Consider the following 14,396-nt stretch of genomic DNA (forward strand, 5'->3'; position numbering starts at 1 on the left):
TGCTACTTTGTAGATCATGAGACCGGCTTTGCCCACGGCAGTATTGATTATAGAAGCATTTTCAAATAACCTGACCTTGATTCCCCTGTTCAGAGCTTCGAATCTGATCTCATTGTGAGTGGTGGCCATCAGGGGGTCCCCTATGACGATTAAACTCACAGTCTTGTCCATAGCAGGCTTGAGTATGCTGCCGTTCTCCAGGTCCTCTCTGTTCAAAGGTATGACTTCACGATCCAGCATGGAGCTGATCTTTTTTACCAGTCCTGGCTGTCCGATCGATGTGTACTGATCGATGTAAACCAGATCGCTTGTCCTCAACGCATCGAACTCATCGAAGGTGATGCTGCCAGTTCCCCTTAGGCCTATGCCTATGATGTTAAGCATTCCTCTATCCTCGCTATTTCGTTCAGTTTCGCAACTCTCTCTCCGCCGATAACGCCAGTCTTCACAAACGTAGACCCAAATGCCACTGACAGATGAGCAAGGAAATCATCGGTGGTTTCTCCGGATCTGTGGCTCACGATGTTCTTCATGCCAGCAAAGGTAGCCACGGCAACAGCCTCTCTCGCGGCAGTCAGCGTACCTATCTGATTGACCTTTATCAGGACTGCATTTGTCGATCTCTTTTCAACGCCCTTCTTTATCCTCTCTGGATTTGTTGTGTAAAGATCATCCCCCACTATCAGGCTCCTGTCTCCAACCTTTGATGTGATCTCAGCAAAACCATCAAAATCAGTATCGTACATGGGATCCTCGATATAGTAAACTCCAAAATCCTTAGATACTGAGACAGCGTAGTCGATCTGCTCATCTCTGCTTCTTGTGATGTGTTTGTAAACATACTTTCCGTTTTCATACAGCGAATCTGCGGCAAAGTCTACTCCCGTGTATATCTTGACCTTCTTCTCTGACGAGATCTCCTTGACTGCCTCGTTCAGTATTTCGAAGGCCTCATCGTCTGAAAGATTAACGCTCCAGGCCCTCTCATCGCCGACGCCGATGCTTATATCCTTAAATCTATCTGAAAGCATATCGCCAATCCGTCTGTGTACAAGCACGTTAATATAGGCAGATTCCAGGAATGAATTTGCCTGAGCAGAGACGAGAAACTCCTGTATGGATGTCCCATTTCGGGCATGCTTCCCGCCACCAATGACGTTGCCCATGGGGCGCGGTATAGTGCTCCTTATCCCGCCCACATATCTGTATAATGGTATCCCCAGACTTTGAGAAACGGCTTTTGCCACTGATATGGAAAGAACCGTAGCGAGGTTTCCTCCAAGATTTGAGAAATTATCTGAACCATCGATCTCGGTGATAAGTCTGTCAAAGCCGGACTGATCCAACGCGTTAAATCCTATGAGAGATCTTTTCACCTTAGTTTCAAAGAACTGTATGGATGCATCAATACCGGATTTTGAAAAGGCAATGACCTCTGTTTCACCCGTGCTTGCTCCAGCAGGTGCTGATGTCCTTCCGAAACCGTTCGGAACAGTAACATCAGCTTCAACGGTAAAGTTTCCCCTCGAATCCAGTATTTTCCTTATTCTGATTTCCTCAATAGGTAATTCCATGTATGCCTATCGATGATCTGTAATAAAACTTGTCGATAATTATTCTGTCATCATTCAAAAATCAGCGGGCGCTGAGATCAAAACGTGAATTTGAAGAAGATGTGATCGGTCGGAATGAGGCCAAGGCGATGATGCATGTCCGCAGAGATCAACGTAGGACGCCTTTAGGAATGCATTGTACAAGCGAAGACATTTCAGATAAATCGATCATCTTATGCTTAAGCTTAGCATCAACTTTCTCTGCTTTTCTGCTTATGTTATGTCTGAGGGTTTTCCTTATGGAGACATTATATATGATATTATATAAAATTTTGAAACAGGTTTTTTGATCATCGCTGATGGGAACAGATTTCTCAAGGCTTCTTCATAATCTTTAGATTCGTCTTGTACCTTGAGCTGAATGTGTTGTAGTTGTGCTTGTAATCTGTCCAGAGTTTTTTGTAGTCTTCGTCTATCTTACCTATAACCTTGGCCGGAACACCAACCGCTATGGCTTCATCCGGTATCTCCTGTCTGTTTTTCACCACGGCGCCTTCACCGATGGCAGCCCATACACCAACGACCGCAAAGTCAGAGACGGTTGAACCCATTCCGATCACGGCCCAATCCCTTATCCTGCCGGTATGGATAACTGAAAGATGCCCAATCGTCACGTGCTGACCGATGAACGTCTTCTCACCAGGCCTGGCATGTATTACGCAGTTATCCTCTATAGCTGAATAATCCCCGACTTCAATCTCTCCATAATCTCCGCGTAATACTGCTCCAGGGCCGATCCATACTTCCTTGCCGATCTTAACCTTTCCAATAACTGTTGCATTTTCGCTGACGTATGCAGTGGGATCTATATCGGGTATTCTTCCCTCGAATTCGTATATCATCCTCCGTACAACGCTAATACCGATAAAATTGTTTTCCTGTTTTTGGTTCCTTTGATCGTTAAGTCTGAAATTTCATTATTTCTTGGTCAGAAACATTCGTCTATAGTTCTCTGATTCTCTCTCAAGATCATCTATGCCTATGGAAAAATTCTGTATGCCTTCGTCTATCGCATGATGCGCTATTATTGTGCCGTATATCATGCCCCTTTCGATGCTCCTGTGCAGGTAGATGGCGAGATAGATTCCGGCGCGGAAGGAATCACCGGCTCCAACGGTATCGCCATTTGAAGGTATTGCAGGGAAGTCGATTTTCTTCCCCTCTGCGTATAGATGGGATCCCATCTCGCCGGATGTCACTATGGTTATGTTCTTTGTAGGCTTTATACCGGTTTTCTCCCTGAATACCTTGAATTCATGTTCATTGAATATTGAGATGTAGGAGCGTTCATAAAATTCAATCAGTTCCTCAGCGGAATATTTTCCAATCTCCTGTGACGGATCAAAGACTATTTTCGATCTAGTAGATTTTGCGAGTTCGAGATATTTTGGGCCGGTGCTGAAATGAACGAATTCGTATTCATCCTTTATGGCAGGCTCCCATCTCTCAATCGGCCCCTGATGCATAAACGCCACCTGCTTTTTTCCATCCGATGCTATATAGCATATTGGACCGCTTTCATTTTCGTATCTCTCTATATGATCCGTGTTTATGCCCATCTCCATAAGCTTGTGATAGTATTCTGTATGCGTCTTCATCCCTATGGCAGAGTATACATCGAATGGAATATTCATCCTCTTGGCGATCATTGCAAAGTTTCCAGCGGTACCTCCAAAACGCTGGGACAGATCCTTAACGTTCACGGATCCCTCCCTTGGAATTGAATCAACATGAATGAGAACGTCTATGTTCAGATGACCGAAATAGGCGAGAAACTTCATCGATCAATGATATGCATGGTATTAACAAATTTTTCCTTCCACAATAAGATCAATATCTGAAGTGCGATGCTCCTTATAGCTACATAAACAAGAAAGTTGCAAAGCTTCGACAAAGAGGTTATATCGAATACAATCGGTAAAAGCATATATAAGGTTGTTTATTAAGGTAAAGAATGCAATCCTTAAGATTTAAGCAGATTGAGCCTGGGCTGACGTTAAAGGACATAGATGCTGAAATAAGGGGATACTGGAAGGATAAGGATATACTGAATAAGATTTTATCAAAAGGTGGCAGCAGGAAATTTGTATTTCTTGAAGGCCCGCCAACGGCCAACGGAAGGCCTCACATAGGTCATGCAATGACCAGAACGATAAAGGACATTGTTCTCAGATTTAATACCATGACAGATCATAAGATATACCGCAGGGTCGGCGGATGGGACTGTCACGGGTTGCCAGTGGAGCTTGAGGCAGAGAAGCATTTCGGATTCCACACAAAATCTGAAATAATAAATTTTGGAGTAGAAAAATTCAATGAATACTGCAGGGAGAGCATATTCAGGTATATAGACGAATGGAAGCAGGTCGATGATCTGCTCGGTTTTTCCATAGATCATAACGGAGATTATATAACGCTCAGAAATGATTATATAGAGAGCGAATGGTTTGCCCTTAAAACGATGTATAAGAGCGGGCTTCTGTACAAGGACTATACGGTTGTGCCCTACTGCCCGCGGTGCGAGACCAGCCTGAGTTCCCATGAGGTCGCTCAGGGATACAAGGATGTTAAGGATCCCTCCGTCTATGTGAGGTTCAAGTCTGCCGATGAGGAAAACACATATTTTGTAGCCTGGACAACTACACCGTGGACACTCCCTTCAAATGAATTCCTTGTTGTCAATCCAGAGATGGAATACTCGCTTGTTGAGGTTCAGGGTCTCAAATATTACGTTGCAACCTCAAGGGCCTCGTCCATATTCAAAGATTATAAAGAGCTTCGCAGATTGAAGGGCAAAGATCTCGTTGGAAAGAGATATATACAGCTCATGCCGTTTCTCGATCCACCCAAAGGTACCATGAAGGTCGTCGCTGGATCCTTCGTAACGTCCGAGGATGGATCTGGAATAGTTCATGCTGCTCCAGCTTTCGGTGCGGATGATTATCAAATAGGCAAGTCGGAGGGTGTCGAGATCCTTAACCCGGTTGATAAGAACGGTAGATTCGCGGATGAAAGATTGCCGTGGAATGGAAAGTTTGTCCGCGATGCAAACGACGAGATAATAGTGTATCTGAAAAAGAATCAGTTGCTGATAAAGAGTGAAAAGTATGAACACAGCTATCCATTCTGCTACAGGTGTGATACGCCGTTGCTCTATTATCCACTTGACGCATGGTTCATAGCGGTATCCAGGATCAGGGATAAACTTGTGGAATACAATGAGAGGATAAACTGGAAGCCAGAATATCTTAAACATGGAAGGTTCGGTAATTTCTTGGGTGAAGCCAAGGACTGGAATCTGAGTCGTGATAGATTCTGGGGTACTCCCCTCCCAGCGTGGAGATGCAAGAACGGTCATGTGGTGTTTGTGGGCAGCAGGAAGGAGATCGAGGATCTTGGAGGAAACATTCCAGCGGATCTGCACAGACCCTACATAGATGGTGTGAAATTCAGATGCCCGACCTGCGGCGAGGAGATGACCAGGGAACCATACGTCATAGACACATGGTTTGATTCTGGAAGTGCAACATATGCAGCATCACATTATCCATTCGAGGGCAATTTCGATCCGGAAACGGATGTTCCCGTATCATTCATAACTGAAGCCATAGATCAGACCAGAGGCTGGTTCTATGTGCTTCACGTAATCGCAGCCATAATGTTTGATAAGAATGCTTTTGAGAGTGCTCTCTCCATAAACTTCATACTGGACGAACAGGGCAGGAAGATGAGCAAGAGCAAGGGAAATTCTGTATACGCCCTGGACTTCTTGAATGAGGTTCCACCCGATTCCCTGAGACTATTCTTCCTGTATGGTGCTCCATGGAAATCAAAGAATCTTGATAAAAAGGTAATAGACGAGGTTTCTAGAAAGACGCTGATGACTGTTCTGAATGTATATTCATTCTTTGCATACAACGCGAATATAGATAACTTTGAATATGCTGGCCTTCAGCTATCTAACAACCCTCTCGATAGGTACATGGTGTCAAAGACCAACAGCTTCATCAAGTTCTCCAGAGAAGCCTACGAATCACTGGATTTCCATGAGGTTGTACGATCCGCCATGGAATTCGTCGATGATCTATCCAACTTTTATCTGAGGCTCTCCAGAAGGCGTTTCTGGGCAGATGGTTTTGACGAAGATAAACGCAGTGCCTATTCTACGCTTTATTACGCCATGATGCAATTTGTGGCAGTGATGGCTCCGATAACGCCATTCTTCTCAGATTTCATCTATCTGAACCTTGGAGGATCTATGGACAGCATTCATCTGGAGAGTTTTCCGGAATTTGATCCGAAGCTGGTAGATGAGAAGCTGGAAAATGGCATGGATCGAGCCTATTCCGTGATAGAGACTGTGAGGAGACTTAGGCAGGAGAACTCCATAAAGGGAAGGCAGCCACTCAAGGAAATACTCATAGCTGGGGACATAGATCAGGCCGTCCTAGAGGTGGTCAAATCGGAGCTTAATGCGAAAGATGTGCGAATAATAGAGAAGGAAAAGGAACCTATAACTCTGTCAGCCGATCTGAGAATGGACAGGGCTGCACCAGTGCTTCGGGCGAAGGTAAACGCTGTCAGGGAAAAGATAAGATCCATGGACGGCAGGTTGGTTCAGGATCAGATCACCGCAAACGGGTTCATCGAGATAGATGGATCCAGGATCGAACCTGATATGGTTGATATATCAAGACAACCAGATCCAGCTTATGCCTATTCGCAGACCGAAAAATACAGCATCGACGTCTTCATTAACAAGAACATTGACCGCGATGATTATCTTGAGGGTCTGGCAAGAGAGATAGTCAGAAGGATTCAGGTTATGAGGAAGGAAATGAGCCTGAACTACACGGACAGGATAATAGCATATCTCGATGTTTCTGACGACTTTGTTGACGCGATAAACAGGCACTCTGATTATATAAAAAATGAGACGCAGAGCGATAAACTGATCCTGGATAAAATAGATGGCATGAAATTATGGGAGATAAATGGTGAACCGGTGAGAATAAAGATAGAGTTATCAAGATAAGCTAAATTCAACGGTCAAAATAAGTTTCCTCCCTCTCTATTCCTTTTTGTGTTATCTTATATATATTGCACCCGTTTTCAGTGCCCTCGAATATTCTCTTCGCTATTCCATTGAAAAGACCCACCTCAACCACACCGGGGATGGATTTCAGTGATCGCTCCAGATCGACCGGATCCTCAATCCTATCCATGTGCATATCGGCAATATAGTTTCCGTTGTCCGTGACGAATATTTCGCCCTTATCTGTTCTCCTAAGATCCGTATTCTTGCAGAAAATCTTCAGGTTATCCACCGTCTTCATATGCAGAAAAGGAACGATCTCTACGGGAAGCGGAAAGCTTCCAAAATGCACGGTTTCTATTTTTCTGCTGTCTACTATAACGTACATTTCCTTGCTGTTGTACGCAACGATTTTTTCCCTAAGAAGTGCTCCTCCGCCGCCCTTGATGAGTGTACCGTAAAAATTAATCTGATCCGCACCGTCAATGGTTAGATCTATGGTGCTCTGGATACTGTCTGTTATGTTGATTCCATTTTCCCTTGCCAGTTCTTCGGTTCTTTTTGATGTGCAGACAGCTGTTATATGAAGGCCCTCCTCCTTCACTCTCCTTCCAAGCTCTCTGATCAGGTAGTACGATGTGGTTCCAGTTCCAAGGCCAATTGTCATCCCATCCTTGACATATCTTGCCGCTTCAATAGCGGCATTCATCTTCTGCCTTTCGTAATCAGCCATGAAAAGGTATGCTCATTCAATAGAAAAAATGTTGCTATTTTAGAAAAAAAGGGATTATTCTGTTGTTGAAGATCCCTTGACGTTCACTTCGGAGTTGATTCCTCTTCTCTTCAAATAAAGATTGAGCGCTATTGTTACCGCTATCATGAATATGACTGCAGATATTATGGCGATATTTGTAGGATAGGATGGCGGGAAAAAGCTGTAATATATACCTATGAGCAGTAGCACTATGGATATTGCTGGAAGTATTGCATGTTTTGCCACACTGAACTCCCTGAACTTTTTGAACGCAATTGGCAACGACACATCGGTCATGATATGTCCTATGAAGAGCGCAACTGCTGACGCGGTTACTAGATATAGGAAGCCAAAGAATGGAGTCATTATGAGCCCAGCTGCGAGGGAAACCATTATTCCTGAGACTGCTATGAAAATCAGAGCGATATGCGGTGTTTTCCTCTTCCCATGTACCTTGCTGAAAACCTTCGGCGCAATGCCGTCCCTTGCCATGGCATAGAGCATCCTTCCTGCGCTATTTAGCGGCGCAAGCGATCCAGTATATAGACTGTTTACGGCAAAAATCATCATCGCTATGGCCATTGGCATACCTAGATATTTAAGCGCAACTATGATGCCAGGTACACCATTTCCATATGCAAGGCCGGTTCCTGTCTTCGCGAAATTAGCCATGTTGTTCAATCCCCAGCCTATTGTGAGGGCATATGATGTCAGGACGAAGACAGCTCCGGTTATGAGGAAGCTTATGAGAAGGGCATTTCTGATATTCCTTTTTGGCTGTTTCGCCTCCTCACCAAGCGCAACGACCGCAGAAGATCCAGACATGGAGAATATTGCGAGGATCATACCGACAAACACTGGACCGAAACCACCAGCTGGCTTTGGTGTGAATGGTTCCAGCGTATTTGCTGGCCCCTTGATCACTATTATGGCCACTGACAGTATTATGAGCAGAGCGATCTGGATTATGGAGGATGCAAAACTGTATTTGGTCGATCCCTCGACACCAAGATATGCAGGAAGCAGTATGATCAGTCCGAATACTATAAGCAGTGGAACCCATATGTAGGCATTAAGCGTTATTCCAAAGAATATACTGAAGAGACCAGGGATAAATACGCCCGTTATGAACAGTATCGCATTTGTGTATGTCATATAATAGGAGAAGAAGAGTATATAGCCAGACACTGATCCATAATATGTGCCGGCGCCCTCCGTATTGTAGGAATAGAACCCTCCTGCAGAGGCGATCTTCTTTGAATACTGATACGGAGTATTTATCCAGAATAGCACGGCAAATATTGCGATAAGATATGCAAGTGGTAAGGAACCGAGTGCAATAGACGCAGATCCTGTCATAGTTGCAGCCACAGCACCCAGGGGCGATATCATTGCAATGGCCTGTCCGAGAAGAGGCAAAAAACCTACGGAATTGGCCTTTAATCCATTATTAGAATTGCTTGACATCCGTCTAATATCAATACAGTTGATATAAAGATTTCACGCGGAAGTAGAATTATATGGGTTCTGCTTGCAATTAATTATGATTATGCTGGAAAATATTTGGTCTGCTTTATAGGTTCCTTTTCAAATGATAAAAATTACGAACAAAAAGAGAATAAAGATGAACGGATATTTCCATGCGGTTTTCATTGCAATGCATCTGCGAGTCGCTGGATCGAATATCAGAATTGTGGGCTATCATCTGGTATGAAGAGAGATCATCTGCCAGCGATCGAATACTAACCTCCTACTAATATGGCGCTGATAGCCCATAGATCATCTGTTAGATGCATGCGTTGTTCTGAATTTTAAAAATATTTACGGATTGTGAGAATCATGGTGGAACAACGATAACAGGTACGTTTGATATTGCTAGAATCCCTGCGCTTACAGATCCAAGCAGGTATTTCGAAAGACCTCTGAGTTTTCTTGTCCCAGTCACTATCATATCGCATTGGAGTTCCTTGGCAGTATCGACAATAACCTTTGAAACATCAACCCCATCTGAATTTTTCTTTATAACTTCAAAATCCACATTAGAAGCCACAAGGATGCTTTTGGCCTTGGAAAGTATGGCCTCGTCTTCGCTGTCCTTACGTTCGAGTATGGTATCCGGTATGTATGTTAGACGTCCACTTTCGGAGATTATATCACGTGAGACATACAGCGCGATTATCTTATCGGCACTCTTGTTGAAATTCAGCGAAAAGCTCAATGCCTTCTGAGAGCCATCCGATCCATCGTAGGCCACAAGTATCTTCATGGTTTAATATATTCAGCAAGGATTTAAAGTTAAGCTAATATTTCAAATCAAGTATCAACACTATATGATGAACTCCTAGATAACTATCTGGCAATGGATGAAATGCCAGAAAACATAAGATAAACGGCAAATGAGAAGAGCACAATGAATGAGAATAATTTAACATATTTCTCAAATCTCTTGGCGTATCTGTTCATGAGCAACGGGAAGGTAACGATCCAGATGACAATTCCAGAAAATAGGCCAGCTATAGCAAGAATGTGAAATGACCGTATGAAAAAGAGACCAACTGTTATCCACCACAATATCTGGAATGGATTAGTTATGCCCATGCTGAATCCAACCGCATAATTGCCACCTCTTGTTCTTTGAGAGGATTTAGATTTCAGAACAGAATAGGACAGATAAAAGAGAAGCAATGCGCCTATGATGTAGAGTGCATGAAGGTAAGTTTCCGGTATAAGCCTGCCAAATTTATATACTATGACAAAGAATATGAAGTCTGCGGTCATAGCGCCAGCACCCACGCTTATACCATGCACCTTTGATCTCATACTTTCAGACATTATGACCGAATTTACAGGTCCGGGAGGAGCCGTGAGAGAAAGTCCCACAGCGATGCCAAGAAAGTATGCCAGCAGCAACAACATCCGTCAATTATAATGAACTAATAAAAGTTGCAGTCGTGGCATAGACGATATTAAGGCGATCTGCGGGAATGAACCATGGTCAGATCGGATCGAAGAAATATTGATACAATCGAGAAAACAGTTATCTACACAAGTTAGTTGGATTAGTGTGAAGCGGGACGATAACGCTGTCGCAGAGATAATCGGTACGGTACTTATATTCGTGATAGTGGTAACGCTTTTGACAGCGTATGCGTCATGGTACGTCCCATTGCAAGAACAGAGATCGCAGCAGGAGTTCTATCAGAATTCGATAGCCGCTGAGAATGCACTCTCGGCTAAAGTTATGGAGGGTTATAGTTTTGTTCAAAATTTTCCTGCTGGGATTTCTGGGGGATTTGGGAATACCTTCGATACCTACCTATCATTTATCAACGAGACTTATGGGTCTTTCAGTGCATCTTTCAGCGTTCTGCTGAATTCCTCTGGGAAGAATGTATATGAGAACTATTCCGTTAATTATGTACAATCAGGATACATATCTGCCTATCCGTCGGCCAGTTTCTTGGAATCTCTTTATATTAACGATTATGGAAATTTCATAACGGACGGATCAACATTTTATGGACCGATGTTCATTCGTATGTCAAACGATACATTTTGCGTCTCATTAGCCCATTTAGTTGGAAAGAATTTCTCAGAGTCTTCCTCATCCTCAGTTTACATCGCAGGTTCCGTTCTGGAGAGATCTCTAACCGCAATATCCATCAATCAAACGATATACGTCAATGGTACGCCTGCCACTGTGAAATCGATAACTATGACCGTTATGAATTATGGTCTCGCCGGTTCATTTACAGGATCTTTTGAAAAATATCTACTTGTTTCAAATGATCGGCTTCCATCGACTGGCAACTACACACTGGGAAATTACAGCCTTATCCTTGACGCAGATCACTTCACTCTTTCACTTACGAAGCCCATTTCGATTAGTACATTAGATATATCTTATTTTTCATACTACATATCCACATAAATTTCAGTCAGAATGATTTTTTCAAATTCCTCGATGCATTTCATTGTAAATTAACAGTTATATTTTTATTCACGATGGCGATAGTGATGGCACGGTAAGGATCCTTGAAATTATAGCGCTCTTATTCGGATTGATATCATCGATATATTACATAGTGAACAGTTATAATTCGCTGGCTTACAGGAAATCGCACAATATAAAAAATGGAGAGAAATTTACGCCAGAGGATGTCACAATAGTCATGCCGGTGTACAGAGAGGATCCAATAATATTCGAGGAAGCTGTCATAGCGGCCTCCAAACAGGGATCAAAAATTTTCGTCTTTGGCGATGACTGCGACGAACCATATAGATCCATCGCCAATAAGCATGGATGCACTTTTATCAGAGTGAGCCCGCATAGAGGAAAAAGAGGTATACTTTCGCATTCAATGCATTTTGTGCAGACACCGCTTGTTATGTTTCTTGACAGTGACACGGTGATTGACGCCGGTGCAGTGGAGGACATGATAAAGTATCTCGACGCCGATGTAGGTGGTGTCGGTACAAATATCAGCATATTCAGGAATGGCCACCCCGTTTCGTATGCTTCGGAATTCGTTGAAAGAGTCAGAGAAGTCATATTCAAATCTATGTCTAGAAAAAGCTCAGTGATGGTTCTTGATGGTCGATGCTCCATGTACAGGACGGACATAATCAGGCCATTTCTGATGTCTCGTGAATTCCAGGATAATATTGTGATGGGAAAGAGGAGCGTGCTTGGGGATGATAGGCAGATAACCTCATATATAATAAGAACCGGTTACAGGGCCGTAAAGGATTATGATGTATATGCTCGCACATATCAGTATAGCAGCTTTAAGAAATTCTTCAAGCAGCAGATCAGATGGGGGAGGGTTGGCTGGACGTACTTTTTCAAGGATATTGCTAGTGGATCTGCGAGAAAGGCTGGACCCCTTTACACGTTTGATCTCATATATATGTATCTTCTTCCAATATTCACTCTGGTCATAGGCGTGCTGACATTTATATATATAATTCCTCACGTGCACATGCTCTTTTACGGCATAACGCCAAGACTGAGATTTGATAGCTATCTCATTCACAGGCTGAGAGGCGATCCAGACATGCCTCTGTTCTTTGTAGCGAGATCCTTCATAAACTTTCTGACGACAGCTTCAGCCGTCATTTTCGGCGTATCAATATCAACCACGATGAAGGGTGATAGGGCAAAGGTCTTTGCATACGGATCCTTGGGTCTCCTGATGATGTTCGTGTCCACAATTTATGCACTCTTCACTTTCTACAAGCAGGAAAAATGGTTAACGCGCTGAGTTTCATCTGGTATGAATAAACTGAAAAAAATAAAACCTGTATTTACGTATTCAATATTCAGTCACTGTTATAGCATTTGCAATATAGGCCGGTATTTTAACAAGTTTACCGTCTACCTCAGCATTTACGGAATCGCCAGTTGACAGTACTTTGATCGCCTTTTCAGGAAGCAGATCATTCATTGCCAGAAAGTGAAGTATCTCATCTGTTTCGTAAACGATCCTGCTTATCCTCACGGTTATGGGAGCATTTACGGACGTGATCCTTTTATCGTTTATCTCGTGAACTTCACCATCTGGATCCGGTATCGGGTTACCATGTGGGCATCGGTTTACACCAAACCTTTCCAGTGTTCTCTGGATTATTTCTTCCGTCATTCCATGCTCTATCCCCATGGCCTCCTCATCCACCATTTCCCATGGTATCCCTATGCATTTTGAAAGTAGGACTTCTGCAGTTCGATGTTTCCTCAGAAATTTATTCGCCTCGCGGTTTCCTTCTACGGTCAATTGATATTTGCCCCGTTCGATCTTCTCCACCATGTGCAGAAGCATGAGATGATTTATCTCATCTCTGACGCTTTGCCTCTTAACATTGAGACTTTTTGAAATATCAGCCAGTGTCGCATAGCCTTTGTAAAGCATTAGTTCCTGAACTATCTTGAGGTAATCCTCCTCAGTTATCGATCTTCTGTCGAATACGTTCAATACACTGCCTCCATTAGATCATAAGGTGCTATCGGGCATTCAAGAGGTTTACCATTGAAGTCCTGAAATTCTTCTCTTATTTTTGCCTTCAGTTCATCTATCTGTTTCAATTTTTCGTCCGAGGATAGTATACCCAGATCCTGCGCGACATTATAGTATTCGGTATCCTCATATTCATACATGGGCGAAATATAGATTATGTCACCCTTGCCCAAATCCATCTGCGATATAACAGAAGCAGTATTATCTATATGATTTCTATATAATTTCTTGCCGCCAGCTCCTGCCATCAGAATTATGCCCACATTTATGCCGGAACCCTTTATCTTATTTACAAGATTGATGGCCTCTGAAACGTTCATCAGCTTATTGAAGATTCTCAGTATACTAGGATCTCCAGATTCCAGACCTATATATACCCTTTTGAGGCCATGCTCTCTCATCTCCTGAAAGTGTATCTCGCTTTTCTTCTTCTGGGTCGATATTGCGTCAACAAACGAGAATATCGGTAAATTGAACTCAGATTGTATCATATCAAGCATCTGGAGAAGCACCTTCTGATCGATGTTCACAGCATTAGCATCGCCCATAAAAACGCTCCTTCTTGCTGCCAGGCCTTTACCGAAGAATTCCTTTATGCTGTGTAGATGTTTGGAAAAATCCTCAAGAGAACGCACACCGTACGTACGGTCTCTGTACAGGCGGCAGAAGGTACATTTGTTCCATGAGCATCCAGTTTCAGCCTGCACATATACAGGGAAATACTGATCAGGTGGAACTATCGGGATATCTCCGCCATATATGCTCTTCATCTTTTCAGCATCAAGAACAAGTTTTTCATAGTTCATGTCTAGGAACGGCGATACGGCCTCCCTTATCTCCTCTGGCATGCTCACGGCATTGATCAACGATACTGGATGCAGCCTGAGAAATAATAAACCTTCCTAGCTTAAAATTCCCGAGTTTTTGCCGATCGGTTTTTGTAATCAATAAAGCTTTTAGCATCGCATCGTTTGCAAGCC

The 14,396-nt window shown here is 43.2% G+C and carries 14 protein-coding genes; 3 read left to right on the forward strand and 11 right to left on the reverse strand.

All coding sequences use genetic code 11. The annotated features are described in order from the left end of the window. The 4 genes from Q0C15_RS07480 to Q0C15_RS07495 form a co-directional block, all read right to left on the reverse strand. On the reverse strand, positions 1-384 hold a 384-nt coding region (locus tag Q0C15_RS07480; RefSeq protein WP_297217952.1), incomplete at its 3' end, for an SAM-dependent methyltransferase. Next, on the reverse strand, positions 369-1,574 hold the full coding sequence (locus tag Q0C15_RS07485; RefSeq protein WP_297217954.1) for an enolase: 1,206 nt from the start codon (positions 1,572-1,574) through the stop codon (positions 369-371). The genes Q0C15_RS07485 and Q0C15_RS07480, both read right to left, overlap by 16 nt. Positions 1,575-1,927: 353 nt before the next feature. Continuing rightward, positions 1,928-2,455, reverse strand: a complete 528-nt coding sequence (locus tag Q0C15_RS07490) for a gamma carbonic anhydrase family protein (protein WP_297217959.1) — start codon at positions 2,453-2,455, stop codon at positions 1,928-1,930. Positions 2,456-2,530: 75 nt separating this feature from the next. Next, positions 2,531-3,394, reverse strand: a complete 864-nt coding sequence (locus Q0C15_RS07495; protein WP_297217962.1) for a carbohydrate kinase family protein — start codon at positions 3,392-3,394, stop codon at positions 2,531-2,533. A gap of 173 nt (positions 3,395-3,567) precedes the next feature. Between Q0C15_RS07495 and ileS the strand changes: the two genes are divergently transcribed. Further along, positions 3,568-6,648 (forward strand): isoleucine--tRNA ligase, encoded by a 3,081-nt coding sequence (gene ileS, locus Q0C15_RS07500; RefSeq protein ID WP_297217965.1) that lies wholly within the window; start codon positions 3,568-3,570, stop codon positions 6,646-6,648. 7 nt (positions 6,649-6,655) lie between these two features. On the opposite strand, the gene rpiA is transcribed toward ileS, so the two are convergent. From rpiA to Q0C15_RS07520, 4 genes are all read right to left on the reverse strand, one after another. Further along, positions 6,656-7,381 carry a ribose 5-phosphate isomerase A gene (rpiA, locus tag Q0C15_RS07505; RefSeq protein WP_297217967.1) on the reverse strand — a complete coding sequence of 242 codons (726 nt, stop codon included), beginning with the start codon at positions 7,379-7,381 and terminating at the stop codon, positions 6,656-6,658. Positions 7,382-7,435: 54 nt separating this feature from the next. Then, on the reverse strand, positions 7,436-8,869 hold the full coding sequence (locus Q0C15_RS07510; protein ID WP_297217970.1) for an APC family permease: 1,434 nt from the start codon (positions 8,867-8,869) through the stop codon (positions 7,436-7,438). A gap of 370 nt (positions 8,870-9,239) precedes the next feature. Beyond that, the gene (locus Q0C15_RS07515) at positions 9,240-9,668 is read right to left on the reverse strand and encodes a universal stress protein (protein ID WP_297217973.1); all 429 of its coding nucleotides are present in this window, start codon (positions 9,666-9,668) and stop codon (positions 9,240-9,242) included. A gap of 83 nt (positions 9,669-9,751) precedes the next feature. After that, positions 9,752-10,312, reverse strand: a complete 561-nt coding sequence (locus Q0C15_RS07520) for a LysE family translocator (RefSeq protein WP_367181992.1) — start codon at positions 10,310-10,312, stop codon at positions 9,752-9,754. A 154-nt stretch (positions 10,313-10,466) separates the two neighbouring features. Between Q0C15_RS07520 and Q0C15_RS07525 the strand changes: the two genes are divergently transcribed. Beyond that, on the forward strand, positions 10,467-11,333 hold the full coding sequence (locus Q0C15_RS07525; protein WP_297217979.1) for a hypothetical protein: 867 nt from the start codon (positions 10,467-10,469) through the stop codon (positions 11,331-11,333). A 154-nt stretch (positions 11,334-11,487) separates the two neighbouring features. After that, entirely contained in the window at positions 11,488-12,666 is a 1,179-nt protein-coding gene (locus Q0C15_RS07530) for a glycosyltransferase family 2 protein (protein WP_297217981.1), read from the forward strand. 51 nt (positions 12,667-12,717) lie between these two features. Here Q0C15_RS07530 and Q0C15_RS07535 read toward each other — a convergent pair whose 3' ends face one another. The 3 genes from Q0C15_RS07535 to Q0C15_RS07545 all read right to left on the reverse strand — a co-directional run. Then, complete coding sequence (locus Q0C15_RS07535; protein ID WP_297217984.1) at positions 12,718-13,374, reverse strand: metal-dependent transcriptional regulator; 657 nt, start codon at positions 13,372-13,374, stop codon at positions 12,718-12,720. Then, a complete protein-coding gene (locus Q0C15_RS07540; RefSeq protein ID WP_297217989.1) occupies positions 13,371-14,264 on the reverse strand; it encodes a radical SAM protein in 894 nt (297 codons plus the stop codon). The genes Q0C15_RS07535 and Q0C15_RS07540 overlap by 4 nt, the downstream gene beginning before the upstream one ends. Then, the coding region (locus Q0C15_RS07545; RefSeq protein ID WP_297217992.1) for a hypothetical protein at positions 14,212-14,396 on the reverse strand (185 nt) is incomplete at its 5' end. The genes Q0C15_RS07540 and Q0C15_RS07545, both read right to left, overlap by 53 nt.

This window comes from Thermoplasma sp. (genome assembly GCF_023256435.1).
Classification (GTDB): domain Archaea; phylum Thermoplasmatota; class Thermoplasmata; order Thermoplasmatales; family Thermoplasmataceae; genus Thermoplasma.

What these genes read in the sequence shown, in the direction of transcription:
- Q0C15_RS07490 (WP_297217959.1), bottom strand. Translation starts at nt 2,455, where the DNA reads ATGATATACGAATTCGAGGGAAGAATACCCGATATAGATCCCACTGCA.
- Q0C15_RS07540 (WP_297217989.1), bottom strand. Translation starts at nt 14,264, where the DNA reads ATGCCAGAGGAGATAAGGGAGGCCGTATCGCCGTTCCTAGACATGAAC.
- Q0C15_RS07510 (WP_297217970.1), bottom strand. Translation starts at nt 8,869, where the DNA reads ATGTCAAGCAATTCTAATAATGGATTAAAGGCCAATTCCGTAGGTTTT.
- Q0C15_RS07485 (WP_297217954.1), bottom strand. Translation starts at nt 1,574, where the DNA reads ATGGAATTACCTATTGAGGAAATCAGAATAAGGAAAATACTGGATTCG.
- rpiA (WP_297217967.1), bottom strand. Translation starts at nt 7,381, where the DNA reads ATGGCTGATTACGAAAGGCAGAAGATGAATGCCGCTATTGAAGCGGCA.
- Q0C15_RS07515 (WP_297217973.1), bottom strand. Translation starts at nt 9,668, where the DNA reads ATGAAGATACTTGTGGCCTACGATGGATCGGATGGCTCTCAGAAGGCA.
- ileS (WP_297217965.1), top strand. Translation starts at nt 3,568, where the DNA reads ATGCAATCCTTAAGATTTAAGCAGATTGAGCCTGGGCTGACGTTAAAG.
- Q0C15_RS07495 (WP_297217962.1), bottom strand. Translation starts at nt 3,394, where the DNA reads ATGAAGTTTCTCGCCTATTTCGGTCATCTGAACATAGACGTTCTCATT.